This window comes from Reyranella sp., from assembly GCF_965229815.1.
Classification (GTDB): domain Bacteria; phylum Pseudomonadota; class Alphaproteobacteria; order Reyranellales; family Reyranellaceae; genus Reyranella.
Genome location: NZ_CBDDJN010000002.1, coordinates 1,086,881 through 1,112,489, shown reverse-complemented (window position 1 = coordinate 1,112,489; position 25,609 = coordinate 1,086,881). Strand labels below are relative to the sequence as shown.

Here is a 25,609-nt window from a genome sequence, read left to right as displayed (position 1 = left end):
TGAACTACTTGCTGATCCGCTTCTCGATCGCCGCGAAGATCGCGCGGGCGGCCTGGGCCTCGCCGCCCTCGGGACGGCCGGGGCGGCTGGTGTTGTTCCAGGCCATCATGTCGAAATGCGCCCACGGCACGTCGTCGGGCACGAATTCCTGCAGGTAGAGCGCGGCGGTGATGGCGCCGCCGAACGGCGCGGACGGCGCGTTGTTGATGTCGGCCACCTTGCTGTCGAGCAGGCGGCGGTAGCCGGCGAACAGCGGCATGCGCCACATCGGGTCGGTGACCGCCTTGCCGGCCTCGATCAGGTCGTCGGCCAGCGCGTCGTCGTTGCAGAACAGCGCCGGCAGGTCGGTGCCCAGCGCCACCCGCGCCGCGCCGGTCAGCGTCGCGCAGTCGACCATCATGGTCGGCTTCTCCGACGCGCCTTCGTGCAGCGCGTCGCACAGGATCAGGCGGCCCTCGGCGTCGGTGTTGCCGATCTCGACGCTGATGCCCTTGCGCGTCGGCACGACGTCGAGCGGCCGGAAGGCGTTGCCCGACACGCTGTTCTCGACCGCCGGCACCAGCAGGCGCAGGCGCACCGGCAGGCCGGTGGCCATCACCATCGACGCGACCGCCATCATGGTCGCCGCACCGCCCATGTCCTTCTTCATGTTGAGCATGCCGGCGGCCGGCTTGAGGTCGAGGCCGCCGGTGTCGAAGCACACGCCCTTGCCGACCAGCGTGACCCGGGGATCGGTCTCCTTGCCCCAGGTGAGGTCGATCAGGCGCGGCGCGCGGCTGCTCGCCCGGCCGACGGCGTGGACCATCGGGTAGTTCTGCTTCAGGAGATCGTCGCCCGTGATCACCTTCACCTTGGCGCCGTGCGCCTTGCCGAGCGCCTGCGCGGCCTCTGCAAGTTCGGCCGGTCCCATGTCGGACGACGGCGTCGTGATGAGGTCGCGGGCGAGCGAGATCGCCTCGATCATCGCTTTGGCGCGCGCCCTGTCGGCGCCTTCCGGCCACAGGATCTTCGCGCCGGCCTTCGCCTTGCGCGAACGGTAGCGCTCGAAGCGCCAGGTGCCGAGGCCGATGGCGACGGCGGCGTCGGTCGGCGACACCGGCGCGGTGTCCGAGGCGAGCCGCCAGGTCCCGGCCGGCAGGCGGCTGGCCAGGCCGCCGAAATCCCACAGCACGGGCTTGGCCGGCACGACCAGCACGGCGCCGGCCGCCTTGCCGTCGCGGCCCGGCAGAACCGCGAGGTCGCCGGCCTTGCCCTCGACACCCGACGATTCCAGCCAGCCGCGGCGCGCCGCCGACTGCTGCTTCAGCCACGATCGCCACGACGATTGCCCGACAACCTGTATGGGCAATGACGAAGGAGACCGGTCAACGAACGGCAACGCCATGGACATGCTCGCGATTCTATAGTGCAACGGACACTGTGCCGGCCAAATCGTCCGGCTGGCAAGGAGGGTGTATGGCCGACTTCACGCTGGTGATCGGCAACAAGAACTATTCGTCGTGGTCGCTGCGCGGGTGGCTGATGGCCCGCATCGCCGGCATCGAGTTCGAGGAGATCGTCGTCCCGCTCGAACTGCCCGAGACGCAGCCCACGATCCGCAAGTACACGCCCTCGGGCCGCGTGCCGGTGCTGATGCATCGCGGGCTCGCGGTGTGGGATTCGCTGGCCATCGGCGAGTACCTGAACGACCTCAAGCCCGAGGCGGGCCTGTGGCCGGCCTCGGCGGCGGCGCGCGCGCACGCCCGCTCCATCTCCTGCGAGATGCATGCCGGCTTCGTCGAGCTGCGCAACAACATGCCGATGAACATCCGCGCCTCCTATCCCGGCAAGGGCATGGTCTCGGCGGTGCGCGCCGACATCGAGCGCATCACCTCGATGTGGCGCGACTGCCGCAAGCGCTTCGCCGGCGCGGCGCCCAAGGACGACGGCTTCCTGTTCGGCCAGATCGGCGCCGCCGACGCCATGTACGCGCCGGTCGTGACGCGCCTGCGGACCTACGGCGTCACCGTCGATTCCGACACCGATGCCTACTGCAAGGCCGTGCTCGCCTATCCCGCCATGAAGGAGTGGATGGACGCCGCGAAGAACGAGCCCTGGCTGATCGCCGGCTACGAGCTCGACTAGGCAGCGGCGGGAGGCGCACAGCCGGACGGCGGCGGCATGCTGTTCACGGCCTTCGAGTTCGTCTTCCTGTTCCTGCCGGCGACGTTCGTCGGCTTCCTGCTGCTGCGCCGCCTGGCCTACCTGGCGGGCGTGGCCTGGCTGATCGCCGCGTCGCTGTTCTTCTACGCCTTCTGGAACGCCGCCTACCTCTGGCTGCTGGTCCCGTCGATCGTCGTCAACTACGGGCTCGGCCGCTGGCTCGACCGGCTGGCGCCGGGACCGGGGCGCAAGGCCGTGCTGGCGGCCGGCATCGCGGCCAATCTCGGCGTGCTGGCCTGGTTCAAGTATGCCGGCTTCCTGGTCGCCAACCTCGACCCGGTCCTCGGCCTCGACCTCGCGGTCGGCGCGATCGTGCTGCCGCTCGGCATCTCGTTCATCACCTTCCAGAAGATCGCCTACCTGGTCGATTCCTATCGCGGCCACGCAAGCGACCGGAGCTTCCTGCGCTTCGCCCTGTTCGTGAGCTTCTTCCCGCAGCTGATCGCCGGGCCGATCGTCCACCACGCCGAGATCATGCCGCAGCTCCGGCCCGGCCGCCTGGGCGGGCCCACCGCCGGACAGGTGGCGGCCGGCCTCACCCTGTTCGCCGTCGGCATGTTCAAGAAGGTGGTGCTGGCCGACGGCGTGGCGCCGCTGGCCAACCTCGCCTTCGGCGACGCCGCACAGGGCCTCGCGCCCGGGCCGGCCGCGGCGTGGGCCGGCACGCTCGCCTACACGCTGCAGCTCTATTTCGACTTCTCGGGCTACTCCGACATGGCCTGCGGGCTGGCGCTGCTGTTCGGCGTGCGGCTGCCGCCCAACTTCTACTCGCCCTACAAGGCGGCCAGCATCGTCGACTTCTGGCGCCGCTGGCACATCACCCTGTCGCGCTTCCTGCGCGACTATCTGTACATCCCGCTGGGCGGCAACCGGCGCGGCCCGGCGCGGCGCCACGTCAACCTGCTGCTCACCATGGTGCTGGGCGGCCTGTGGCACGGCGCCGGCTGGACCTTCATCCTGTGGGGCCTCTACCACGGGCTGCTGCTGCTCGCGGCCCATGCCTGGCGCGAGGGGCTGCGCGCGCCGCGCCTGCCGCGACCGGCCGGCGTGGCCATCACCTTCCTCGCGGTGATGCTCGGCTGGGTCCTGTTCCGCTCCGAGACCTTCGCCGCCGCGCGGCTGATGTTCGATTCCCTGGCGGGCCTCGGCGGCGCGGCAGAGGCCCACGCGCCATCCCTCCCCGACTGGCTGCGTCTCGCGGCGCTGCTGGCCGCCGTCTGGCTGCTGCCCAACACGGTGCAGCTGCTGCGCCGCGGCTTCCTGCTGTCGGACGCCAACACGCGGCGCCATCTCGCCGAGGACCGCCGGCCCGCCTGGAAGCGCCTGGCCTGGCGGCCGAGCCTCGCCTGGGCCGCCGCCGCTGCGCTCTGCTTCGCGCTCGCGCTGATGCCGACGCGGCCGCGCATCGAGTTCCTCTACTTCCAGTTCTGACGTGCGCGCGCTCTCGCTCCGCTATCTCCTGGCGCTCGCGGTCCTGTTCCCGCTGCTCTGGCTCCTCGCCAGCGGTGCGAGCTACGTCGCCGCCGTCGCCAAATGCGACGGCCGCCAGCCCACCGAAAACGCCTACATCGCCTACTGCCTCGATCGCGACTACGGCGACTTCGAGCACGAGGCCTTCTACTTCGGCCTCGAGCGCACCGCCGGGGCGCTGGCGGCGACGCGCGTGCTCTTCCTCGGCAATTCGAAGATGCAGTACGCCTTCTCGCGGGCCAACGTCGCGCCGTTCTTCGCCGCGCGCGACACGCCGTTCTTCCTGATGGGCTTCGGCCACGGCGAGCAGTCTCGCTTTCCCGGGCTGGTGCTGGAGCGCCATCCCGCCCGGCCGGCTCTGGTAGTGATCAACGTCGATCCCTTCTTCACCGACGGCATCACCGAGCCCGCGGCCTTTCCGCTGCAGCACCCCATCGCCGGCTGGATCGACGCCGTCTTCAAGTCGCTCGCGCAGCGGCCGCGCGCCTGGGCCTGCCGCCGCTGGCCGCAGGCGCCGGGCTGCGGCGGCGTTCCGGCGATGATGCGCTCGCGGGTCACGGGCCAGTGGGATGTCGCTTCCTTCCGGCCCGATCCCGACCCGGCCTATCCAACCGAGGCGCCGGCACCGGTCGACGAGGCCGCCTTGCAGGCATGGCTCGAGCGCGCGCTCGCGATCGCGCCGGCCTTCCTCGCCCGGCTCGAGGCGCGCTGCGTCGTCTTCACGGCGGTGCCGTCGGCGGCGGGCGATCTCTATGCGAGGCGGCTGGCCGAGCGGCTGCCCGAAGAATTGGGCGTGCGCGTCATCGCGCCGGCGGTCGAAGGCCTCACCACCATCGACCATGTCCATCTCGACGGGCGGAGCGCCGTCGCCTGGTCGGACGCCTTCCTGCGCGCCCTCGATCCGGTCGGCCGCGCCTGCGGCGCGTGGCGCTGACCGGACGCTTTCCTAGAAGGCCTTGTCGCTCAGGAACTTGAGGAACGTCGTGAGGTCGGGCCTGGCCTTGTTCTTCTCGCAATAGGCCGAGAACTCGGCCGGCGTGACGTCGACCATCTTCACGGCATGCCGGCGCGACTTCCAGTCGGCCATCTTCTTGGCTTCGCGGAAGTGCCATTCCTCGTAGCTGCAGGACGGATAGTGACGGACCAGCCGCTGAAGCGCCTCGTGGTCCTCGGCCGACTTCACCCGGGCAAAATACTGAATCGACATCGTACCTTCGGATCAGCTTGTGGGGAGGGGCCCGCATGGGGCGGCCCCCTTCTGCCCGCTGTCGCCGGCAATGTCGAGCCTCGCCGGCACACGGGAAGCGGCATTCCGCCGCCGCCCGTCGCCGTCAGTTCAGTCCGTAGAGCCGCGCCACGTTGTCGTGGACGATCTTCTTCTGAACGGTCTCGGAGAAGCCCGACAGGTTCTCGCGCAGCGTCTCGCGCGAGTTCGGCCAGATGCAATCGGGGTGCGGATAGTCGGCCCCCCAGATGATGTTGTCCTCGCCGATCAGAGGCACGATGGGTTCCAGGTACTTGTCCTGCTGGTAGGTGACGTAGCCCTGGCGGCGGAAATAGTCCGAGGGCTTCATCTTGAAGCCGAGTGCGCGGGCGCGGTCGTGATACTCGGTGTCGAGCCGGTCGAAGACGTAAGGCAGCCAGGTGACGCCCGATTCGCCCAGCACGAAGTTGAAGTCGGGATATTTCTCGCAGGCGCCGGAGGCGAGCAGCGAGACCAGCACCTCCATCGTGTCGAGCTGGAACAGCGCCGAGCGCACCAGCCGGTGCTGCACGAAGTACTCCTTCTCCATCTCCGGCGTGTCGGGCGCGCGCACCGCCTTGAAGCCGGTCGAGTGGAAGGAGATCGGGAACCGGCACTCGGCCGACGCCTCCCACAGCTTGTACCAGTCGTGATGGTAGAGCGGCAGGCCCATGCGCTTGAAGGCGAGGTCGCCGCCCTTCAGCCCCATCTTCGCGCAGCGCCGAACCTCGTCGGCCGCCGCCTGCGGATCGGTGTTGGGGATGATGGCCAGCGGGAAGACGCGGTTGGGATCGGCGCGGCGGGCGAAGTCGGCCGCCCAGTCGTTGTAGCGGGCGTTCGACCAGACGCGCAGCTCGACGTCGTCGATCAGGTCGTTGATCATCAGGCAGCCGTAGATGATCTCCTTCTCGAGCCCGTCGCGGTCGAGGTCGGCGATGCGCAGCTCCGGCGTCGTCGGCCGCGGCTGGGCGCCGGGGTAGCTGTCCCACTCGAAGCCCGCCTCCTTCATCTCGTCGACATGGCCGAACGAGCCCTTGGTGTAGGGCAGGAAGCCCGGCCCGACGCCGTTCCACATGCCGCGGTCCTTGTCGTCGACGAACCAGTGCTGGCCGTCGTTGCGCTCCTCGACGCGCGGCGCGTTCTTCTTCCACTTGGCCGGCGCCTGCGAGGACCACAGGTCCGGCGGGCAGTAGGTGAGGTCGATGTGGTTGTCGCCGGAAATCAGCTTGTGCTGCATGGCGCGCTCCGTCCGCTGGGAGACGTCCAATGGAAGACGTCCAAGGAAAGACATGGGTACTACGCGACGCGACGACGGCATGCTAAGGCCCCCGTCACGATGGCGCCAAGGTGCATTTCCGCTCAGCGGGCGCTCGTTTCGCGGGAGGGCCGGCGGCGGTTGCCGCCGAGGCCGGCCTGAAACAACGGAGAAGGCAACGTGACCCTGCCGCTCGAAGGCATTCGTGTGATCGAGGTCGGCCAGGCGCTGGCCGGGCCGCTGGCCGGCGTGATCCTGGCCGACATGGGCGCCGACGTGATCAAGATCGAGAAGCCCGACGGTGGCGACGATGCCCGCATCTGGGGCCCGCCCTACGGGCCCGACGGCGTGACCTCGCTCTATTTCTACAGCCAGAACCGCAACAAGCGCTCGGTGTCGCTCGACCTCAAGGCGGCAGCCGACGTGGACAAGCTCCACCGGCTCTGCGAGACGGCCGACATCCTGATCCAGAACCTGCGGCCGGGCGTGGTCGACGAGATCGGCATCGGGCCCGAGGCCATGCTCGAACGCCATCCGCGGCTGATCTACTGCTCCATCTGGGCCTTCGGCTACCAGGGCCCGCTCAAGATGAAGCCGGGCTTCGACCCGCTGCTGCAGGCCTATGGCGGCATGATGTCGGTCACCGGCCGGCCCGAGGATCCGCCGACCTTCTGCGGCGCCTCGATCAACGACAAGGCGACCGGCATGTTCTGCACCATCGGCGCGCTGGCGGCGCTGCGGCTGCGCGACAAGACCGGAAAGGGCTGCCTGGTCGACACCTCGTTGTTCGACTCGGCGGTGCACTGGGTCGAGGGCCAGGTGAACAACTACCTGGCCAACGGCACGGTCTCGCAGCGCCACGGCACCGGCGGCACGGTGATCGTGCCCTACCAGACCTTCGACACGGCCGACGGCAAGTCGCTCTGCCTGGCACCGGGCAACGACCGGCTGTGGGCGCGCGCGGCCCAGGTGCTCGGCCATCCCGACTGGGCCACCGACCCGCGCTACGCCAAGAGCGCGGCCCGGGTGAAGAACAAGGGCGAGCTGCTGCCGATGATCGCCGAAGCGATGCGCGGCCGGACGCGCGACGCCTGGATCGAGGCCTTCGAGAAGGCGGGCGTGCCCTGCGCGGCGGTCAACGACATCGGCGAGCTCGCCAACACGCCGCAGTTCGCCGCCTCGGAGATCGTGCAGGAGCTGCCGGGCGGCGGCCCGAAGGTCGTCGGCCTGCCCATCACCTTCGACCGCAAGCGCCCGCTGTCGACCCGGCCCTCGCCCGCGCTCGGCGAGCACACGGACGAGGTGCTGGGTCCGCTGAAATAGCGTCGGATGGACGAGGGATAGAGCGGGACGGCGGACACCACTCTATCGATAAACGCAGTAGTTTTCAATAACTATAGTTTTTTCGCACCGGGGAGAGGCGGAGAGCGCCCGCCGCCGTCGCGAGTTTTGGCGCTCCAGAAGGGGGTCCAAATAGCGGGCCCGGGCCGCCATCCCACCAACCCTGGTGATTTTTCAGCGGCGTGACGGCACTGCCGTCACCTCTCGTGCCAGCAATGCCGTCGACCCACCCTTCTGTCGTCCTGAGCGAGGCGCCTGCCCTGAGCGCAGCCGAAGGGAAGGACCTCGTCGCCGCTTGCCAACGGCATGAGATCCTTCGCTGCGCTCAGGATGACATGAAGCGCACGGAGCCGCGCCTGACGCGTCTGCTCCGCTGTCACCCCGAGCGCAGCGAGGGGCCTTCGGACAACAGAAAGGTCCCTCGCTTTCGCTCGGGATGACAGCGAGGTGTTGCCCGCGCCCTGAGCGGCTCAGGCCACCGTCACCGGCTCGTCGGTGATGCCATCATTGCGGGATCAACCCACACTTCTGTCGTCCTGAGCGCAGCGCCTGCCCTGAGCGCAGCCGAAGGGAAGGACCTTATCGCCGCTTGCAACCGGCATGAGATCCTTCGCTTCGCTCAGGATGACATGAGAAGGGGCTCGGGATGACATGAAGAGTCAGGCCGCCACGACCGGCTCGGCGCCGACGATGGTGGTGCGGTGCATGACGCGGCGCTCGGCGGGATCGTGGGGCGTGACGGCGTGCACGGTGCAGCGATTGTCCCACATCAGGACGTCGTGCGGCTCCCAGACATGGCGGTACATGTACTGCGGCTGGGCGGCGAAGTCCGACAGGTCCTCGATCAGCCGGCGGGACGCGCCCTCCTCCATCCCCTCGATGGCGTCGTTGTAGATCGAGCTGATGAACAGCGAGGTGCGGCCGGTCACCGGATGGCGGCGCACCATCGGATGCCAGACCGGCGGCATGGCGGCGCGCTCCTCGCCGGTCGGCGGCGGCGAGCCGACCAGGCGGCTCAGCATGGCGAAGTCGTGCCGTGCGCGGCGGCCCTCGACCTGGCGGCGCAGCCCGTCGGGCAGGTCGTCCCAGACCTTGTACATGTTGATGAACTGGGTGATGCCGCCGGTGCGGCTGATCTCGATCCCGTGCAGCAGCGAGCCCATCGAGGGCATCGGCCGGTAGCTCGAATCGGTGTGCCACTGGCGCGACGAGGAAAGCTGCACCTGCGAGGGCGTCGACGGCTTCAGGAGGTTGTTCCTCTCGTCGACGTTGGACACGAGGAAGATCTCCTTCACCCGGTCGGCGCGCAGGCCGAGCGAGGTCTGGTGGAAGATCTCCGGCTCGCCGAAGTTCCGCGTGAAGGCGACATGCTCGGCGTCGCTGATGTCCTGATCGGGAAACACCACGACCAGATGCTCCATCCAGGCCTCGTGGACCGCGCGCCGCGTCGCCTCGTCCAGCGGCCAGTGCATGTCGACGCCGCGGATCTCCGCGCCCAGCGCCGGATGGCGCGGCACCACCGTGATGGCCATGGTTTCCTCCTGATGGTCTCGTTGGAGGAACGATAGGCCGATTGCGGCCGCCGCCGCAATTGCCCGCCCTGCGGTCGCCGGGAGGCGGCCGTCAGCCGTTGACGATGTCGTAGCGCAGCCAGAGCGCATCGCCCTCCAGCCGCTCGCAGCTCTTCAGGGTCATGGCCGTGACCGGCGCCGTCGGGCCCTGCATCTCGGTCGCGGAATCGAAGACGTAGGGACCGCCGCGCGCGCCGTCGACGGTCGGCACGATGGCGAGGCTGAGCTCGTCGATCAGCCCGGCGCGCAGGAAGGAGCCGTTGGCCTTGCCGCCACCCTCCAGCAGCAGGCGCTCGATGCCGAGCTCGCGGTTCAGGATCTCCAGCAGGCGCGCCAGGTCGAGCTCGCGCTCGCCGGCGAAGACGTAGGAGACGCCGTCGGCGCGCAGCGCCGCGAGATGGGAATCCGGCACGGCCTCGGTCAGCACGACGAGGATGGGATCGCCGCCGATGTCGGCGCGACCCCAGGCGATCTTGCCCTCGGCATCGAGCACGACGCCCCAGACCCTGGCGTCGCGGGTCGCGAACCACGGCGTGCGCGGCAGGGGTTCGCGCGGCGGCGTCGCGGGATAGGAGTCCCGCTTGGCGAACTCGCGGCCGGTGACACGCCCGACCAGCCAGGCGTCGCCGCCCAGCTTGTCGTGCAGGACCTCGAACAGGTTGCCCGACTTCTCGCGGGCCGGACGCTGGCGGCTCTGCCAGGTGCGGCCGTCGACGCTCGACACCATGTGGCAGATCACGTGGGGCTTCATGCGCGAAGCTTCGGTCGCTTCTCAGCCCAGCACAAGCAGGACCCGGCGATAGAGACCGTGACGATCGCCGAGCGGCAGCGTGTCCGGCGCGGCGGGCGTGGGCAGCCGAAGTCCCCGGGCGACGATCCTGTCGAGCAGCGCCCGGGCCTCGCGCGACAGGCGATGGATGATCTCGTCCTCGTTGTCGCCGCAGGCCGTGACCCCGGGCAGGGACGGGATCCAGCCGACGAACTGCCCCTCCGCCGTTCGTCTGATCAAGGAATAGTAGGCGGCTTGCATCACCGTCGAAGCACACGGGCGGGCGGCAACGCCGTCCTTGATCCAGATCAAACCAGGAGCGAGACGGGCCGACACGAAACCGTCATCAAGCCGTGCTTGATCGCCCGCGAAGGAGCCGCCGCCTTGAACCTGCCGATGAGCGAATCCAGCGACCTCGTGGTGCGCCCGTCGACCGAGGCGGACGTGCCCGCGATGCTGGCGATCTACGAGCACCATGTCCGCAACGGCGTCACCGTCGCCGAAACCGAGCCGCTGCAGGACGAGGACATCAAGCGCCGCCGCAAGAACATGCTGCGCCGCAAGCTGCCGCACCTGGTGGCGGAGCGCGGCGGCATGGTCGTGGGCTATGCCTATGCCGTGCCCTTCCGCAAGCGCCCGGCCTACCGCTATGCGGTCAAGCACTCGATCTACGTCCATCCCGACCACCTGCACAGCGGCGTCGGGCGCCGGCTCCTGCCGGCGCTGGTCGAGGCCTGCACGGAAGCGGGCTTCCGCCAGATGCTGGCCTATGTCGACGCCGAGAACCGGGCCTCGCAGGCCCTGCACGAAGCCTTCGGCTTCCGCCGCGTCGGCCTGCTGGAAGGCGTCGGCTACAAGTTCGGCCGGTGGACCGACAGTCTCCTGATGCAGCGCACGATCGGCGCCGGCACGACGGAGCCGCCGGGGTTCTAGAGGGTCGCGACCTGGAGCGATCGGAGCGCGGACCTCCAGGTCCGCTCATGATCATGATGCGGACCTGGAGGTCCGCGCTCCAACGACGCGCCAAGGAATGGCGATAGCGCTTCAGTGCGCCAGCAGGAGCGGGATGGGGCAGGACGAGATCACCTTGGCGGTGGCGCCGCCCAGCCCCAGGAAGTTGGACAGTTCGCCGTGGCCGTAGGCGCCCATCACCAGCAGGTCCGTGCCCTGCTCCCGCGCATGGGCCAGGAGGGCGCGGCCGCGGCTGCGGCCGGTGAGGGCGTGGAACGGCGCGGTGTCGAACGTCGCGGCGATGCCGTGACGGGCGAGATAGCGCGTCAGGAAGGGCGTGCCGGTCTCCTCCGCCGGGTCGTCGGACACCAGAACCGTCACCTTCTCCGCCCGCTCGAGGAAGGGCATCGCCGCACCGACGGCGCGGGCGGCCTGGGCGCTGCCGTTCCAGGCGACGAGCACCGACGCCATCCGGCCGGGCCTGACGTTCGGCGGGGCGATCACGACGGGACGCGCGCAGTCGTAGATCGCGGCCTTGACCGTGCCCGGCGAGATGTTCTCGTCGTCGGCGCCCGGCCGGCCGATCACGATGAGATTGGCGAACCGCCCCAGGCGCACCAGCGCGTCGCCCGTCATCGCCTGCTCGCCGGTGAAGGTGGCGCCCGGGAGAGGTGCCACGAGCTCGCGGAACCATCGCTGCGATTCGGCCGCCCTCCCCGTCCGCCGCTCGTCGGACAGGCGCGCCAGGAACGGCAACGACTGGACGGTGATGCTGGCGTCGCCCGCCTGATGCTCGGCGAAATGGACGGCGTCCACGGTGCCGTCGAACAGCGCCGCGATGCGCGCGGCGAGGCGAAAGGACATCTCGGCGTCCGGGCCGCCCTCGGAAACCGCCAGTATCGACTTGTACACTTTCCCCCGCCCCTGAATTGCGGAGCGAGTTTAGACGAGGCCGGCGGAAGTTAAAGCCGCGGGATGCGGCTCTTCGGGGCCGCGGGGGCGCAAGACCCGCGCAATGAGTTCATGAGCGAGCGGGGAGGCTCGCGGTCCGGAAGAAACAGAAGGCGCGGCGTCAGGCCTTCTCGACCTCGCCGCCGGCATCGACCCAGCCCTTGAAGCCGCCGAGGTTCAGGACCTTCTCGTAGCCCATGTCCTTCAGCGTCTTCAGCACCAGCGCCGAGCGGCCGCCGGACGCGCAGTAGGCGACCACGGTCTTGGCCTTGTCGAACGCCTTGTCGTGCATGGCCGAGGCCGAATCGGCGCGGAACTCGACGAGGCCGCGCGGCACGGCGACGGCGCCCGGCACCTTGCCCGAGGCGGCGACCTCGGGCGGCTCGCGCACGTCGAGGAACAGCACGTCGGCCTTGCCCACGAGCTTCTTGGCATCGTCGGGGCTGACGCGCGGCACGGCGGCGTTGGCTTCCTCGAGCATCCCCTGGACGGTCTTCATGGGCTTCCTCTCCGGTCGGTCGTGACGCGATGGTCTCGCGGGGCCACTAAAGCCCGAACCGCCGTGCTTTGCAAAGGTGGCACTGGGTCACTTCGCAGCGTCGGACCGGGCGGTGTCGGAGCGTGCGGTGCGGGCGCTCAGCATCTTCTCGACCCGGCGCACCAGCTCGTCGATCGTGAAGGGCTTGGTCAGCACCTCCATGCCGGGCGCGAGATGGCCGTGGCTCAGCACGGCATTGTCGGCATAGCCCGTGACGAACAGGACGCGGAGGTCGGGCCGGGTCTCCCAGGCGGCGTCGGCGACCTGCCGGCCGTTCAGCCCGCCCGGCAGGCCGACATCGGTCACCATCAGGTCGATATGCGCGTCGGAGCGCAGCAGGCGCAGCGCGTCGGCGCCGTCGCCGGCCTCGAGGCAGGCATAGCCGCGGTCGCTCAGCGAATCGACGATCAGCATGCGCACGGTCGGCTCGTCGTCGACGACCAGCACCGTGGCGCTCGCCGCGGAATTCGAGGCCGGCGCCGGCGCCGGTGGCGCCTCGGCCTTCTCGGCGCCGAGATGACGCGGCAGGTAGATGCAGACCATCGTGCCCTGCCCAGGCTCCGAGTAGATCCGGACATGGCCGTCCGACTGGCGGGCGAAGCCGTAGACCATCGACAGGCCGAGGCCGGTCCCCTGCCCCGTCGGCTTGGTGGTGAAGAAGGGATCGAAGACGCGGTCGATGATCGCCTTGTCGATGCCGGTGCCGGTGTCGCTGACGCAGACGGTGACGTACTGGCCCGGCGTCAGGCCGCGCTCGGAGGCCGTGCGCTCGTCCAGCCACTTGTTCGCGGTCTCGAGCGTGATGCGGCCGCCGTCGGGCATGGCGTCGCGCGCGTTGATGCAGAGGTTGAGCAGGGCATTCTCGAGCTGGTTGGCGTCGACCATGGCCGGCCACAGGCCGGCCGCGGCGACGGTCTCGACCTCGATCGACGGACCGACCGTGCGGCGCACCAGCTCCGACAGGTCGGCCATCAGGCGGTTGATGACGATGGGCTTGGGCGACAGGGTCTGGCGCCGCGAGAAGGCGAGCAGGCGATGGGTGAGCGACGCCGCCCGCCGCGCCGCGCCGAGACCCGCCGTCAGGTAGCGCTCGACATCCTCGCTGCGGCCCTGCGCCAGCCGCGAGCGAATCAGCTCGAAGGCACCGGTGATGCCGGCCAGCAGATTGTTGAAGTCGTGCGCCAGGCCGCCGGTGAGCTGGCCCACCGCCTCCATCTTCTGCGACTGCCGGAGCGCCTCCTCGGCGATGCGGAGGCGACGCTGCTCGGCGAGCCGCTCGGTGACGTCGTAGACGAACTGGTAGGCGCCGATCGGCTTTCCATCGGCATTGCGCAGGGTGCTGAAGCGCATCTCGTAGGAGCGCCGGTCGCGATCCGGATCGCCGAACTCGCCGATCTCGACGAACTCCTCCCCGTCGAGGGCACGCTGCCAGATCGCCCGCAGGGCGCGCTGGTGCTCGGGCCGGTCGGCCAGCAGGTCGAGCATGCTGTCGCCGACCCGCGGCAGGACGCCGTAGATGCGCTGGAACTCGCGCGCCGAGGCGCGATTGACGGCGAGCCAGCGGAAGTCGCGGTCGACGACCTGGACGAAGACGTCGGTGCCCTCGACGATCTCGGCCAGGAGCCGACGCTCGGCCAGCGCTTCGGCGACGCGCGCCTCGAGCGTGGCGTTGAGCTGGCGCAGCTCGTCCTCGGCCCGCTTGCGCGCGGTGATGTCCTGGAACAGGACCGCAACCTGGCGCAGGCTCGCCGGCTCGAGGCGGAAGGCGGCGAGCTCGAGATGGCGGCCGGTGGCGACCAGCTCGCGCTGGAACCGGATCGGCTCGCCGGTGCGCAGCACGCCGCCATAGAGCTCGACCCAGCCGGCCGCCTCGTCCGGCACCATCTCGCGCACCTTCTGGCCGACGACATTGGGGATGCCGGCATGTCGCGCATAGGCGGCGTTGGCCTCGATGTGGATGTAGTCGCTGAGCGGCCCGTGCGGGCCGTCGAGGAACTCGATGATGCAGAAGCCTTCGTCGAGGGAATCGAACAGCGCCTGATAGCGCAGGTCGTTCCCGCGCGGCTGGGCATCGGCATTCATGGCGGCAGACTAGAGCTTTTTCGGTCCGGCTGGAAATCAGCCGGCTCGCAAAGGCCTGCCGAGGATCAGGGTTTCGGCGCCGCCGTGCTGCCGCGCGTCACCAGCTCGAAGGGCAGGGTCTGGAAGGACTCGAACGGCCGCCCCTCGAGGCGGGCGATCACCTGCTCGGCGGCGGCGCGGCCGATCTCGACGATCGGCGTGCCGATGCTGGTGAGCGGCGGCGTCTGGGTCGCGCCGAGGTCGGTATTGTCGACGCCGGTGATCGAGATGTCGTCGGGGATGCGCACGCCCGCCTCTCGGCAGGCCATCATGGCGCCGACCGCGAAGACGTCGTTGGTCGCCACCACCGCGGTCGGCCGCGGCTCGACGGCGAGCAGGCGCCGCATCATGTCCGCCGCGGCATGGAGGTCGATCGGTCCGAACTGGACGTGGCGCGGATCGAGCGACAGGCCGGCCTGGGCCAGCGCCGCGCGCATGCCGGCGCCGCGCTCGGTGGCGCGGTCGTTGCCCTCGGTGACGGCGCTCAGGAGGCCGATGCGGCGGTGGCCGAGCCCGACCAGGTGGCGCGTCATCTCGAAGGTGGCGGCGCGATTGTCGAAGCCGATGCTGGGGTACTGGCGCATCGGGTCGACCACCCAGGTCAGCACGTAGGGCCGGCCGTAATCCTCGAGCAGCGCGAACAGGCCGGCATCGTGGTGCACGCCCACGAACACGAAGGCGTCGACGCCGCGGCCGACGAGCTGCTCGGTGATGCGCAGCTCGCTGGCGAGGTCGTAATGATGCTCGGCCAGCACCAGCGAGTAGCCCTTGGCGTCCAGCACCGCCTGCATGGCGCTGGTCGTGCGGGCGTAGAGCGCATAGCTGAACGACGGCACGACGGCGCCGATCATGCGGCTCTTGTCGGAGCGCAGCGCGCGCGCCGCACCGTGCGGCACGTAGCGCAGCTTCTTCATGGCGTCGCGCACACGCGCCTGGGTGTCGGCGTCGACCTGCTCGGCCGAATTGATGACGCGCGACACGGTGGCGGTGGAGACGCCGGCCAGACGGGCGACGTCCTTGGCGCTGGCGCGCTGGCCGGGGCGGCGGACGGCGATCTCGTCCTGGGTTTCGTTGGGCATGCGGCGGCGGGACTTGAACTCGATTACATGCAGGGCGGAACGGCAGCAAGGCCTAAAGATTCTGCCTTCTTGCGGAGCGGCGGGCGATGCTGTTAGCCTTGATGTAATCGAATACATAAACGGCCAACTGAAAACCGCGAAGGAGGAGACAGCAATGACCGACCACCGCCGAGACGGCCATCCGACCGCCCCCCGCCGCCGCGACGTCCTGCGCTATGCCGCGGGCGCCGGCCTCGCCACGGCCGCCGCCGGTTCCGCCTTCGCGCCCGCCTGGGCGCAGGGCGCCGACCTCGCGCCCTACCAGGCGGCCAAGATCGACTGGAAGCAGGCGCAGGGCGAGCAGATCACCGTGGCGGTGATCCCCGCTTCCTATTTCGAGAACCTGATCAGCCTGCAGCCGCAATTCGAGGCGCTGACCGGCATCAAGCTGCGCTTCGAGAAGGTGCCGCCGGGCCAGATCCGCCAGAAGGCGATGCTCGACCTGTCGTCCAAGACGGCGACCTACGCGACCCATGCCGCCGACCCGATGTACTACGCGCTCTACGTCGCCAACAAATGGGTCGAGCCGCTCGACAAGTACCTGTCCGACGCCAAGCTGACCGATCCCGCCTGGTTCAAGTACGACGACATCATCAAGGCGTGGCGCGAGGCCGATTCGATCGACGGCAAGCCCTACGGCGTGCCCTATGACGGCGAGGTGACGCTGCAGGTCTATCGCAAGGACCTCTATGCGGCGAAGGGGCTGAAGGCGGCCGACACCTACGACCAGCTGGTGGCCAACGCCAAGGCGCTGACCGATCCGGCGGCGCGCCAGTACGGGCTCGCCCTGCGCGGCTTCGCCGGCGCCGGCCAGAACATGTACATCTATCCCTCGCTGCTGCGCGGCTTCGGCGGCAACTGGGGCAGCGGCAAGCAGATCGTGGTGAACTCGGCCCCGGCGGTCGAGGCGCTCACCTGGTACGTCGACACGCTGAACAAGTACGCGCCGCCCGCGGTGCGCAACTGGAACTGGCCGGACATCGCCGACGCCTTCTCGCAGGGCACGATCGCGACCTACATCGACGCCCATTCGTCGGCCGCCGTCATCACCAATCCCGAGAAGTCCAAGGTGGTGGGCAAGATCGCCTACGCCCGCTGGCCCAAGGGACCGAGCGGCAAGCGCGTCAGCTCGCTGTGGAACTGGGGCTTCCCGGTCAACGCCGCGCTGTCCGACAAGGCCAAGAAGGCGACCTGGCTGTTCATCACCTGGGCGACCTCGGCCGAGACCCAGGCGCGGACCTCGTGGAAGTTCGACGGGCCGGCCAAGCGGTCGGGCCTCAACCGCCTGTCGCTCTGGCGCTCGCCGGAATTCGCCGCGGCGATGAAGAACGCCGGCGACAACTTCATCACGGCGGCGCTCGAATCGCTCGAGCAGGACACCGACGTCGACTGGCGGCCGCGCGTGCCGCAGTGGCCGGCGATCGGCGAGACCATGGGCACGGCGATCCAGTCGGCGCTGGTCGGCCAGAAGAAGCCCAAGGAGGCGCTGGACGAGGCCCAGGCGCGCATCAACCAGATCATGAAGGGCTGAGCGGCGACGTGGCGACAGCAGCCGGGGAGATGCCGACGCTGGAGAGCCGGGAGCGCCGCTTCGCGCTCTCGCTGCTCGGGCCGGCGCTCGTCCTGCTGCTGCTCACCACGACGGCGCCGCTGGTCTATCTCGGCTGGACCAGCCTGCAGCGAATCGACCTCGGCATGCCGTGGCTGTCGGGCTTCGCCGGCATCGACAACTACCTGAAGATGGGCGAGGACCCGCGCTTCTGGAACTCGCTGGTCCTCACCTTCATTTATACAGGCTCGACCGTGGTGCTGCAGGTCGTGCTCGGCCTGTCGCTGGCGCTGCTGGTCATGCAGTTCCCGCGCGGCCAGGGCCTGCTGCGCATCGCCGCCATCCTGCCGATCGTGCTGGCCCCGGTCGTGGTCGGCCTGTTCTGGCGCACCCTGGTGCTGGCGCCGGACTTCGGCATCGTCGACCTCGTGACGCGCTCGCTGGGGCTCGGCAGCTACAACTGGCTGGGCGATCCGCAGCTCGCGCTGATCTCGGTGATCGCCATCCACACCTGGCAGTGGACGCCGTTCGCCTTCCTGGTGCTTCTGGCGACGCTCGCCACCCTGCCGCCCGACGTCTACGAGGCGGCGCGGCTCGACCGCGCCGGGCCATGGCAGACCTTCTTCCACATCACCCTGCCCCTGATCCGGCCGGCCGTGGTCATGGTGGTGATCCTGCGCCTGATGACGGCGCTGTCGGCCTTCGCGGCGATCTTCGCGGCCACCGGCGGCGGCCCGGGCTCGGCGACCGAGATCCTGAACCTCTACGCCTACCGCACCTCCTTCACCGAGCTGAACCTGGGCTACGGCGCCTCGCTCGCCGTCGTGCTGCTGTCGATCACGCTCGCCATCTCGTGGTTCATGTTCCGCCTGCGGCGGGCCCGCGCATGACGCGGCCGCTCGCCCGCCGCCTGGTGCTCGCGGCCTTTGCCGGCATCGGCCTGTCGATCTGGGTGTTCCCGGTGATCTGGGGGCTGCTGACCTCGTTCAAGACCGAGCGCGACGTGCTGGCCTATCCGCCGGTCTGGCTGTTCACGCCGACGCTCGACAACTATCGCGAGGTGATCTTCGGCTCCTCGTCCATCCTGCCCAACCTCGCGTCGAGCCTGGTGCTGGCGGTGGCGACGACGGCGCTCACCATGCTGTTCGCCGTGCCGGCGGCCTATGCGATGGCGCGCCTGCGCTATCCGGCCAAGCGGGCCTCGGGCTTCTACGTGCTCGCCACCCAGATGCTGCCGCCGGTCGGGCTGATCATCCCCTACTACATGGCTCTGCAGAAGCTCGGCGCGCTCGACACCTACGGCGGGCTCACCGTCATCTACCTCACCTTCTCGCTGCCCTTCGCCATCTGGCTGTCGGTCTCCTACTTCGAGGACGTGCCGCTCGAGATGGAGGAGGCCGCCCTGCTCGATCGCGCCGGCCGGCTGCGCACCCTGTGGTACGTGATCCTGCCGCAGGTGCGCGGCGGCCTCGCGGTCACGGCGATCTTCGTCTTCCTCAACGCCTGGAACGAATTCATGTTCGCCGTCGTGCTCGGCGGCAACCAGGTCCGCACCGTGACGGTGGCCATGTTCAACTTCATCTCCGTCGAGCAGACCCAGTGGTCGCGCCTCGCCGCCGCCGCCATGCTGGCCATGGCGCCGGTGATCCTGGTCGGCATCTTCGCCCAGCGCCACATCGTGAAGGGCCTCACCGTGGGCGCCGTGAAGGGCGGCGGCCGGCGATGAGCACCACCACCACCGGCAGCGTGCGCCTCGAAGGCGTCGTGAAGCGCCACGGCGCCACGACCGTCCTGCACGGCATCGACCTCGAGATGCGGCCGGGCGAATTCTTCGTGCTGCTCGGCCCCTCGGGCTCGGGCAAGACCACGACGCTACGCATCCTGGCCGGGCTCGAGACGGTGAGCGGCGGCCGCGTCCTGATGGACGGCGAGGACGTCACCCATCGCGAGCCGGGCGCGCGCGACGTCGCCATGGTGTTCCAGAGCTACGCCCTCTACCCGCACATGACGGTGGCCGAGAACATCGGCTTTCCGCTCAGGATGGTCGGCACGCCGGCGGGCGAGATCGCGCGCGCCGTCGCCGAGGCGGCGGGGCGCGTCAACATCGGCCACCTGCTGCAGCGGCGGCCCGGCCAGCTCTCGGGCGGCCAGCAGCAGCGCGTGGCGCTGGCCCGCGCCATCGTGCGGCGGCCGCGGCTGTTCCTGCTCGACGAGCCGCTTTCCAACCTCGACGCCAAGCTGCGGCTGGAAACGCGGCTCGAGCTGCACGCGCTGCAGCGCGGGCTCGCCACCACGACGGTCTACGTCACGCACGACCAGGAAGAGGCGATGACCCTGGCCGACCGAATCGCGGTGTTCATGGAGGGCCGCGTCGCCCAGGTCGGCACGCCGCGCGAGGTCTTCTCGCGGCCGACCACCATGGCGGTGGCGGGCTTCGTCGGCACGCCGCAGATGAACCTGCTGCCCGGCACCTGGGCCGGCAATGCCGTGACCGTCGCCGGCCAGGCGCTTCCCGTGGCCGAGGCCACGCCGGCCGGGCGGCCGGTGATGCTGGGCGTCCGCCCGAGCGACCTCAGGCTGGCAGCCCAGGGCCTGCCGGCCCGCATCGAGCGGGTCGAGGACCTGGGCGACAGCGCCATCGTCAGCCTGCGCGCCGCCGACCAGCTCGTGAAGATCAAGACCGACCGGCCGCCCGACCAGCCGGCCGGCGCCGCCGTCGCGCTGGGCTTCGCGCCCGAGGCGGCTCACCTGTTCGACCCCGAGAGCGGCCGGCGGCTGTGACCGCGCCGCAGAATGCCAAGGATGAAGCGATGACCAGGAAGAAGCCGAACGTCGTGCTGATCCTCAACGACGACATGGGCTACTCGGATCTCGGCTGCTACGGCGGCGAGATCGAGACGCCCAACCTCGACCGGCTGGCGCGGAAGGGCCTGCGCTTCTCGCAGTTCTACAACACCGCGCGCTGCAGCCCCTCGCGCGCCTCGATGATGACCGGCCTGCATCCGCACCAGACAGGCGTCGGCATCCTGACCTACGATTCGGGCCCGGAAGGCTATGCCGGCAACCTGAACAGGCGCTGCGTCACAATCCCCCAGGCGCTGAAGGCGAGCGGCTACCGCTCGTACATGAGCGGCAAGTGGCACGTCGCGTCGAGCCTGACCAGGCCGACCGACACCTGGCCGATGCAGCGCGGCTTCGACGCCTTCTTCGGCACGATCATCGGCGCCGGCAGCTTCTACGATCCCAACACGCTGACCCGCGGCAACGACAATATCGAGCACGAGGCCAAGGAAGACCCCTCGTTCTTCTACACCGACGCGATCAGCAACCAGGCCGTCGCCTATATCGACGAGCACTGCCGCACGCAGCCGGACACGCCGTTCTTCACCTACGTCGCCTACACCGCGCCGCACTGGCCCCTGCACGCCCACGACGAGGACATCGCCAAGTACAAGGGGCGCTTCGACAAGGGCTGGGACCGGCTGCGCGAGGAGCGGCTCGACCGGCTGGTGAGCTCGGGCATCCTGAAGGACGCCTGGAAGCTCAGCCCGCGCGACGAGACCCAGCCGCCGTGGACCGACGCCGACCACAAGGCCTGGTTGCTGCGCTGCATGGAGGTCTATGCCGCCCAGATCGACCGCATGGACCAGGGAATCGGCCGCATCCTCGCGGCGCTGGAGCGCAACGGCCAGCTCGACGACACGCTGGTGATCTTCCTGGCCGACAACGGCGCCTGCGCCGAGGACATCCCCGAGAACGTCACGGTCGACGAGCTGGTGCACAAGCTCATGATCGCCAAGTCGCACACCCGCGCCGGCGAGCCGGTGCATTTCGGCAACGACCCGTCGCGCATGCCGGGACCGGAAAACACCTACCAGAGCTACGGCACCGCCTGGGCCAACCTGTCGAACACGCCGTTCCGTCTCTACAAGCACTGGATCCACGAAGGCGGCATCTCGACGCCGCTGATCGTGCACTGGCCGGCCGGAATCAAGGACGCCAACCAGGTCCGCCACACGCCGGGCTACCTGCCCGACATCATGGCGACCATCCTCGACGTGACGGGCACCGCCTATCCCGAGAGCTGGGACGGGCAGACGATCGAACCGCTGGAGGGCAAGTCGCTGGCGCCGGCCTTCGCGACCGACGGGATCGAGCGGCCGCCGATGTTCTGGGAGCACGAGGGCAACGCCGCGGTGCGCATCGGCCGGTGGAAGCTGGTGCGCAACTATCCCGGCGCCTGGGAGCTCTACGACATGGAGAGCGACCGCACCGAGCTCAACGACCTTGCCGCGCAGCACCCCGACCGCGTCGCCGACATGGCGCGCCAGTACGATGCCTGGGCGACGCGCTGCGGCGTGCTCGACCGCGAGAAGATCGTGAAGCTGATGGCGAGCCAGGGCGTGACGCGCGCCTTCTGGGAGAAGTAGCACGGCGATGGCCGGTTGCTGCGCGCCGGGGCGGCCGGGACGCGCCGTCGCGGGACCCGCGCCTGCCGCCTCGCGCGGCCGGCTGCGCGAGGAGGGCCTGGTGCGCCTGTCGGGCGGCCGCTTCCTGATGGGCAATGACGGTCCCGATGCCGTGGCGGGCGACGGCGAGGGGCCGGTGCGCCGCGTCACGGTGGGCGGCTTCGCGATCGGCGCCACGACGGTGACCAACCGGCAGTTCGCCGCCTTCGTGCGCGCCACGCGCCACGTGACGGAGGCCGAGGCGCTGGGCTCCTCCTTCGTCTTCTATCGCCAGGTGCCCGCCGCGCAGCGCGCCGCGATCCGCCAGGTCGTGCGCGACCTGCCCTGGTGGGTGCCGCTGGAGCATGCGAGCTGGCAGCGGCCCGAGGGACCGGGCTCGCAGGTCCACGACCGGCCCGACCATCCGGTGGTCCATGTCTCGTGGCACGATGCCCAGGCCTATTGCGCCTGGGCGGGACAGCGCCTGCCGACCGAGGCGGAATGGGAGTTTGCCGCGCGCGGCGGCCTCGAGGGCCGGCGCTTCGCCTGGGGCGACGACCTCCTCGACGCGGACGGCGCGCCGCGCTGCAACGTCTGGCGCGGCGACTTCCCCGGCGCGCCCGCCGCCGGCTGGACGCCGGCCCCCGTCGCGGCCGGCGCCGGCGAGGCCAACGGCTACGGGCTCCGCAATGTCTGCGGCAACGTCTGGGAATGGTGCGCCGACAGCTACAGCCCGGCCTATCACCGCGAGACGGCAGCGACGGATCCGCGCCTCGACCGGCCGACCGGCCAGCGCGTCATGCGCGGCGGCTCGTTCCTCTGCCACGACAGCTACTGCAACCGCTACCGCGTCGCCGCCCGCCACGGCAACGCCCCCGGCAGCACCGCCAGCAACATCGGCTTCCGGGTGGCCGCCGACTAGGCCCGCGACGACGTCCGTCGTCTCCCTGCCGGGGGTGCGCCACTCCAGAGGCGCTCTTCCTTCGCGTTTCAACATCGCATGAGCGCCACGGGAGTGGCGCGCCCCCAGCAATGAAGTGGTTGGATATCAGCCCGCTTTCGAGGACGATCGGCGGCAAGTCGTGGCGCGAAGGTTCCTCCGCTCCGCCTCGCTCTGCTCGGCTGCGGTCGGAACGACGGAAAACCTTTCAGTCGTCCCGACCAAGGCCCGCAGGACCGCGCGGAGGGACCTTGGCGCCGCGATCAGCCGCCGCCCACCACGGCAACGCACCCGGCACCACCGCCCGTCGACTCCTTGCTGGGGGCGCGCCACTCCAGTGGCGCTCATGGGTTGTTGAAACGCGAAGGAAGAGCGCCACTGGAGTGGCGCGCTCCCAGCAGCGACTCTTCCCTCGCCCGTTCAGTAGGCGACGGGCTGCTGGGTGGCGACGAACTTCTCGCGCAGATGGCCGCCCGAGGTGGTCGCCGGGTACTTCGGCGGATGGCCGGCATCGGTGCAGCTCGGCAGGCAGGCCACGATCGCGTCGTAGTTGGGGTTCTGGAAGAACACGATCGACTGGCGCCGGCTCTCGGCGGCGCGCTCGCGCGGCGGATTGACGACGCGATGCAGGGTCGAGACCCAGCGGTCGTTGGTCCAGCGCGCCAGCATGTCGCCGATGTTGACGACGAAGCAGCCCGGCACATGCGGCACGTCGAGCCAGGCGCCGTCCCTGCCCAGCACCTGCAGCCCGCCCGGCCGGTCCTCGGTCTTGAGGATGGTCAGGCTGCCATAGTCGCTGTGCGCCGAAGCGCGGAGCTGGCCGGGCTCGGGCTCCACGTCGGGCGCGGGATAGTTGCGCACGCGCAGCCGGCTGATGCTGCGGTCGACGCTGGCGTCGAAGTAGGTCTCGGGCAGGTCGAGGGCCAGCGCGAACAGGCGCATCAGGTCGACGGCCAGCGAATCCATGACGCGGTAGTAGCGCTCGTAGGCATCGCGCAGCCCGGCCGGGCGCTCCGGCCACAGGTTGGGCGCGAAGTGCCGGCCCGCCGCCGTGGCCGTGTAGTAGGCCGAGCCGTCGACATCGACCGGGCCGATCATCAGGCTCTCGTTCAGGTCGCCGGCGGCATTGCCGCCGCGGCTGCGCACCAGCACCTCGGCCTTGAACGGCTGGTAGCCGCGCGTCACGTCGGGCGCCGGGCGCACGATGCGCATCTTCTCCTCGACCGGAAGGTCGAAGAAGGCGCGGCTGAGCGCGTCGACCTCGGCGATCAGCGCCGGGTCGACGCCGTGGCCGTCGATCACCATGAAGCCGATCGTGCGGCAGATCCGGTCGACCTCGGCCGCGAGCCGGCGCCGCGCGACCGAATCTCCCTGGCGGAAGGGCGAAATGTCGAGGACAGGAACCGCTTCCAGGGTCATGGCATGCTCCCCCGCAGGTCGTGCCGGACGCGCAGCAAGCGACATGCCAGAGGCGGGCGGCGGATGGACGCCGCCCGCGCGGACGAGCGGCTACCAGACCCCGAAGAAGATGCCGTGCTTCTTGTGGCTGGCGGTGCGGGCCGCGACATAGGCGTCGTCGACCGTGACGCGGGTCTTGCGGCCCTTGAGCCAGGCGCCCAGCCGCTCCTCCATCTCCCCGCGGACGGCGGCATGGGCCGGGTCGGCGCCGAGGTCGCGCAGCTCGCGCGGATCGTTGGCGAGGTCGAACAGCATCGGCCGGAAGTCCTGCCACCAGACGTACTTCCAGCGCTCGGTGCGCACCATCATGGCGCGGCAGTCCTGCGGCTTGCGGCCCAGCATCTGGCGCGCCTCGCGGAACGAATAGTCGAGCTCGGAGAAGACCGCGTCGCGCCAGGTCTCGACGGCGCCGCCGCGCAGCAGCGGCAGCAGCGAGCGGCCCTCGACCAGATGGTCGTAGGAAGGCTGGCCGAGCGCGGCGAGGCAGGTCGGCACGACGTCGACCGCCTCGACGAAGCGGCGATCGACGGTGCCGCGCGTGGCGTCGGCGGCGGGATCGGGATCGCAGACGATGAAGGGCACGCGCAGCGCCTCCTCGTAGAACATCTCCTTCTCGCCCAGCCAGTGATCGCCCAGGAAGTCGCCGTGGTCGGCGGTGAACAGGATCAGCGTGTCGTCGAGGCGGCCGAGCTTCTCCAGTTGCGCGAACAGCCGGCCGAGCCAGTCGTCGAGCTGCTTGATCAGCCCCATGTAGGCCGGCCGCACGAGGCCGGGCGCCTCGGGGCGCTGGAACGACACCGATTCCTCATGGCGGCGATAGGCGGCCAGCACCGGATGCTGGTCTTTCCATTCCGACTCGTCGCGGTTGAGCGGCAGCGCGTCGTCGGCGCCGTACATCGCGTGGTAGGGCGCCGGCGCCATGTAGGGCCAGTGCGGCTTGACGTAGCTGAGATGGAGGAACCACGGCCGGTCGCCCATGTCCTCGACGAAGCGCATGGCCTCGCGCGTCATGTAGGCCGTCTCGGAATGTTCCTCGGCGACGCGCGCGGGCAGATGGACGTTGCGCATGTGCCAGCCCGAGGCCGGCTGGCCGTCCGGCCCGTCGGCCGAGATCACGTAGTCGCTCCAGGGATCGTCCGAATTGTAGCCCTGGGCGCGCAGGTAGGCGGCATAGCCGCTCTCCTCGCCCGGCGGCGAATGGCCGTCGTAGCGGTCGAGCTCCTCGAAGCGGCCGGCGCGCATCAGCGCCGCCAGGGCCGAGCCGCCCTCGATGCCGTAGCGCTCCAGCCCCTCGGTGTCGGGCAGGACATGCGTCTTGCCGGCCAGCGCCACGCGCAGCCCGGCCGGCCGCAGATAGTCCCCGATCGTCCGCTCGCGCACCGACAGCGGCACGCGGTTCCAGGTGGCGCCATGGCTGAACACGTAGCGGCCGGTGTAGTAGCTCATGCGCGAGGGACCGCAGACGCCGGACTGGACATAGGCCTGCGGGAACAGCACGCCACGCCTCGCCAGCGAATCGATCGACGGCGTCTTCAGCGTCGGATGGCCGGCGCACGACAGATGGTCGGCGCGCAGCTGGTCGCACATGATGAACAGGACGTTGCGGACCTTGCCCACGGCGCACCCCTCCCCCTTGGTTGGCGGCACTCTATGCCCACGTCGCCCCTCTTGTCGCCAGCGGCGT

At 69.9% G+C, this 25,609-nt stretch carries 23 protein-coding genes; 11 read left to right on the top strand and 12 right to left on the bottom strand.

What is annotated here, in order from left to right; genetic code table 11:
* Window positions 1-4 precede the first annotated feature (4 nt).
* A complete protein-coding gene (locus tag ACO073_RS05820; RefSeq protein ID WP_421997403.1) occupies window positions 5-1,384 on the bottom strand; it encodes a leucyl aminopeptidase family protein in 1,380 nt (459 codons plus the stop codon).
* Window positions 1,385-1,455: 71 nt separating this feature from the next.
* Between ACO073_RS05820 and ACO073_RS05815 the strand changes: the two genes are divergently transcribed.
* The 3 genes from ACO073_RS05815 to ACO073_RS05805 are packed head-to-tail and all read left to right on the top strand — an operon-like array spanning window position 1,456 to window position 4,606.
* Window positions 1,456-2,124, top strand: coding sequence for a glutathione S-transferase family protein (locus ACO073_RS05815; RefSeq protein ID WP_421996200.1), 669 nt, complete (start codon window positions 1,456-1,458; stop codon window positions 2,122-2,124).
* A 36-nt stretch (window positions 2,125-2,160) separates the two neighbouring features.
* Window positions 2,161-3,633 (top strand): MBOAT family O-acyltransferase, encoded by a 1,473-nt coding sequence (locus ACO073_RS05810; RefSeq protein ID WP_421996198.1) that lies wholly within the window; start codon window positions 2,161-2,163, stop codon window positions 3,631-3,633.
* A 1-nt stretch (window position 3,634) separates the two neighbouring features.
* A complete protein-coding gene (locus ACO073_RS05805; protein WP_421996196.1) occupies window positions 3,635-4,606 on the top strand; it encodes a hypothetical protein in 972 nt (323 codons plus the stop codon).
* A 12-nt stretch (window positions 4,607-4,618) separates the two neighbouring features.
* Here ACO073_RS05805 and ACO073_RS05800 read toward each other — a convergent pair whose 3' ends face one another.
* Both ACO073_RS05800 and ACO073_RS05795 read right to left on the bottom strand, forming a co-directional pair.
* Window positions 4,619-4,879 (bottom strand): hypothetical protein, encoded by a 261-nt coding sequence (locus ACO073_RS05800; RefSeq protein ID WP_421996194.1) that lies wholly within the window; start codon window positions 4,877-4,879, stop codon window positions 4,619-4,621.
* Window positions 4,880-5,003: 124 nt separating this feature from the next.
* Window positions 5,004-6,152, bottom strand: coding sequence for an amidohydrolase family protein (locus ACO073_RS05795; protein ID WP_421996192.1), 1,149 nt, complete (start codon window positions 6,150-6,152; stop codon window positions 5,004-5,006).
* 198 nt (window positions 6,153-6,350) lie between these two features.
* Here ACO073_RS05795 and ACO073_RS05790 point away from each other — a divergent pair, with 198 nt between their 5' ends.
* A complete protein-coding gene (locus ACO073_RS05790) occupies window positions 6,351-7,493 on the top strand; it encodes a CaiB/BaiF CoA transferase family protein (RefSeq protein WP_421996190.1) in 1,143 nt (380 codons plus the stop codon).
* Window positions 7,494-8,170: 677 nt separating this feature from the next.
* On the opposite strand, the gene ACO073_RS05785 is transcribed toward ACO073_RS05790, so the two are convergent.
* The 3 genes from ACO073_RS05785 to ACO073_RS05775 form a co-directional block, all read right to left on the bottom strand.
* On the bottom strand, window positions 8,171-9,043 hold the full coding sequence (locus ACO073_RS05785; protein ID WP_421996188.1) for a TauD/TfdA dioxygenase family protein: 873 nt from the start codon (window positions 9,041-9,043) through the stop codon (window positions 8,171-8,173).
* Between the two features lie 91 nt (window positions 9,044-9,134).
* Window positions 9,135-9,833 carry a RibD family protein gene (locus tag ACO073_RS05780; RefSeq protein WP_421996186.1) on the bottom strand — a complete coding sequence of 233 codons (699 nt, stop codon included), beginning with the start codon at window positions 9,831-9,833 and terminating at the stop codon, window positions 9,135-9,137.
* 21 nt (window positions 9,834-9,854) lie between these two features.
* The gene (locus ACO073_RS05775; RefSeq protein ID WP_421996184.1) at window positions 9,855-10,091 is read right to left on the bottom strand and encodes a type II toxin-antitoxin system HicB family antitoxin; all 237 of its coding nucleotides are present in this window, start codon (window positions 10,089-10,091) and stop codon (window positions 9,855-9,857) included.
* 156 nt (window positions 10,092-10,247) lie between these two features.
* On the opposite strand from ACO073_RS05775, the gene ACO073_RS05770 reads away from it, so the two are divergent.
* Window positions 10,248-10,784, top strand: coding sequence for a GNAT family N-acetyltransferase (locus ACO073_RS05770; protein ID WP_421997401.1), 537 nt, complete (start codon window positions 10,248-10,250; stop codon window positions 10,782-10,784).
* A gap of 111 nt (window positions 10,785-10,895) precedes the next feature.
* Here the strand turns inward: ACO073_RS05770 and ACO073_RS05765 are convergent, their stop codons facing one another.
* The 4 genes from ACO073_RS05765 to ACO073_RS05750 all read right to left on the bottom strand — a co-directional run bounded on the left by ACO073_RS05765 (window position 10,896) and on the right by ACO073_RS05750 (window position 15,491).
* On the bottom strand, window positions 10,896-11,714 hold the full coding sequence (locus tag ACO073_RS05765) for a universal stress protein (RefSeq protein WP_421996182.1): 819 nt from the start codon (window positions 11,712-11,714) through the stop codon (window positions 10,896-10,898).
* Window positions 11,715-11,874: 160 nt separating this feature from the next.
* A complete protein-coding gene (locus ACO073_RS05760) occupies window positions 11,875-12,252 on the bottom strand; it encodes a rhodanese-like domain-containing protein (RefSeq protein ID WP_421996180.1) in 378 nt (125 codons plus the stop codon).
* 87 nt (window positions 12,253-12,339) lie between these two features.
* Window positions 12,340-14,373: a PAS domain-containing protein gene (locus ACO073_RS05755; protein ID WP_421996178.1), complete on the bottom strand. Its 2,034-nt coding sequence runs from the start codon at window positions 14,371-14,373 to the stop codon at window positions 12,340-12,342.
* Window positions 14,374-14,438: 65 nt separating this feature from the next.
* Window positions 14,439-15,491: a LacI family DNA-binding transcriptional regulator gene (locus ACO073_RS05750; protein WP_421996176.1), complete on the bottom strand. Its 1,053-nt coding sequence runs from the start codon at window positions 15,489-15,491 to the stop codon at window positions 14,439-14,441.
* A gap of 154 nt (window positions 15,492-15,645) precedes the next feature.
* On the opposite strand from ACO073_RS05750, the gene ACO073_RS05745 reads away from it, so the two are divergent.
* Genes ACO073_RS05745 through ACO073_RS05720 form a run of 6 tightly spaced genes read left to right on the top strand, consistent with a single transcriptional unit; the run spans window position 15,646 to window position 22,449 of the window.
* On the top strand, window positions 15,646-17,061 hold the full coding sequence (locus tag ACO073_RS05745) for an ABC transporter substrate-binding protein (protein WP_421996174.1): 1,416 nt from the start codon (window positions 15,646-15,648) through the stop codon (window positions 17,059-17,061).
* Between the two features lie 8 nt (window positions 17,062-17,069).
* On the top strand, window positions 17,070-17,969 hold the full coding sequence (locus tag ACO073_RS05740) for a carbohydrate ABC transporter permease (RefSeq protein WP_421996172.1): 900 nt from the start codon (window positions 17,070-17,072) through the stop codon (window positions 17,967-17,969).
* Complete coding sequence (locus ACO073_RS05735) at window positions 17,966-18,805, top strand: carbohydrate ABC transporter permease (protein WP_421996170.1); 840 nt, start codon at window positions 17,966-17,968, stop codon at window positions 18,803-18,805. Before ACO073_RS05740 ends, ACO073_RS05735 begins: the two co-directional genes overlap by 4 nt.
* Window positions 18,802-19,860: an ABC transporter ATP-binding protein gene (locus tag ACO073_RS05730; protein ID WP_421996168.1), complete on the top strand. Its 1,059-nt coding sequence runs from the start codon at window positions 18,802-18,804 to the stop codon at window positions 19,858-19,860. The genes ACO073_RS05735 and ACO073_RS05730 overlap by 4 nt, the downstream gene beginning before the upstream one ends.
* Before the next feature lie 29 nt (window positions 19,861-19,889).
* Window positions 19,890-21,509: an arylsulfatase gene (locus tag ACO073_RS05725; RefSeq protein WP_421996166.1), complete on the top strand. Its 1,620-nt coding sequence runs from the start codon at window positions 19,890-19,892 to the stop codon at window positions 21,507-21,509.
* 7 nt (window positions 21,510-21,516) lie between these two features.
* Window positions 21,517-22,449 carry a formylglycine-generating enzyme family protein gene (locus tag ACO073_RS05720; protein WP_421996164.1) on the top strand — a complete coding sequence of 311 codons (933 nt, stop codon included), beginning with the start codon at window positions 21,517-21,519 and terminating at the stop codon, window positions 22,447-22,449.
* Between the two features lie 438 nt (window positions 22,450-22,887).
* On the opposite strand, the gene ACO073_RS05715 is transcribed toward ACO073_RS05720, so the two are convergent.
* Both ACO073_RS05715 and ACO073_RS05710 read right to left on the bottom strand, forming a co-directional pair.
* Window positions 22,888-23,886: an isopenicillin N synthase family dioxygenase gene (locus ACO073_RS05715; protein ID WP_421996162.1), complete on the bottom strand. Its 999-nt coding sequence runs from the start codon at window positions 23,884-23,886 to the stop codon at window positions 22,888-22,890.
* 90 nt (window positions 23,887-23,976) lie between these two features.
* Entirely contained in the window at window positions 23,977-25,542 is a 1,566-nt protein-coding gene (locus ACO073_RS05710) for an alkaline phosphatase family protein (RefSeq protein WP_421996160.1), read from the bottom strand.
* Between the last annotated feature and the right edge of the window lie 67 nt (window positions 25,543-25,609).

What these genes read in the sequence shown, in the direction of transcription:
- ACO073_RS05720 (WP_421996164.1), top strand. Translation starts at nt 21,517, where the DNA reads ATGGCCGGTTGCTGCGCGCCGGGGCGGCCGGGACGCGCCGTCGCGGGA.
- ACO073_RS05755 (WP_421996178.1), bottom strand. Translation starts at nt 14,373, where the DNA reads ATGAATGCCGATGCCCAGCCGCGCGGGAACGACCTGCGCTATCAGGCG.
- ACO073_RS05820 (WP_421997403.1), bottom strand. Translation starts at nt 1,384, where the DNA reads ATGGCGTTGCCGTTCGTTGACCGGTCTCCTTCGTCATTGCCCATACAG.
- ACO073_RS05745 (WP_421996174.1), top strand. Translation starts at nt 15,646, where the DNA reads ATGACCGACCACCGCCGAGACGGCCATCCGACCGCCCCCCGCCGCCGC.
- ACO073_RS05770 (WP_421997401.1), top strand. Translation starts at nt 10,248, where the DNA reads ATGAGCGAATCCAGCGACCTCGTGGTGCGCCCGTCGACCGAGGCGGAC.
- ACO073_RS05800 (WP_421996194.1), bottom strand. Translation starts at nt 4,879, where the DNA reads ATGTCGATTCAGTATTTTGCCCGGGTGAAGTCGGCCGAGGACCACGAG.
- ACO073_RS05815 (WP_421996200.1), top strand. Translation starts at nt 1,456, where the DNA reads ATGGCCGACTTCACGCTGGTGATCGGCAACAAGAACTATTCGTCGTGG.
- ACO073_RS05760 (WP_421996180.1), bottom strand. Translation starts at nt 12,252, where the DNA reads ATGAAGACCGTCCAGGGGATGCTCGAGGAAGCCAACGCCGCCGTGCCG.
- ACO073_RS05795 (WP_421996192.1), bottom strand. Translation starts at nt 6,152, where the DNA reads ATGCAGCACAAGCTGATTTCCGGCGACAACCACATCGACCTCACCTAC.
- ACO073_RS05785 (WP_421996188.1), bottom strand. Translation starts at nt 9,043, where the DNA reads ATGGCCATCACGGTGGTGCCGCGCCATCCGGCGCTGGGCGCGGAGATC.
- ACO073_RS05715 (WP_421996162.1), bottom strand. Translation starts at nt 23,886, where the DNA reads ATGACCCTGGAAGCGGTTCCTGTCCTCGACATTTCGCCCTTCCGCCAG.
- ACO073_RS05780 (WP_421996186.1), bottom strand. Translation starts at nt 9,833, where the DNA reads ATGAAGCCCCACGTGATCTGCCACATGGTGTCGAGCGTCGACGGCCGC.
- ACO073_RS05730 (WP_421996168.1), top strand. Translation starts at nt 18,802, where the DNA reads ATGAGCACCACCACCACCGGCAGCGTGCGCCTCGAAGGCGTCGTGAAG.
- ACO073_RS05735 (WP_421996170.1), top strand. Translation starts at nt 17,966, where the DNA reads ATGACGCGGCCGCTCGCCCGCCGCCTGGTGCTCGCGGCCTTTGCCGGC.
- ACO073_RS05750 (WP_421996176.1), bottom strand. Translation starts at nt 15,491, where the DNA reads ATGCCCAACGAAACCCAGGACGAGATCGCCGTCCGCCGCCCCGGCCAG.
- ACO073_RS05725 (WP_421996166.1), top strand. Translation starts at nt 19,890, where the DNA reads ATGACCAGGAAGAAGCCGAACGTCGTGCTGATCCTCAACGACGACATG.
- ACO073_RS05810 (WP_421996198.1), top strand. Translation starts at nt 2,161, where the DNA reads ATGCTGTTCACGGCCTTCGAGTTCGTCTTCCTGTTCCTGCCGGCGACG.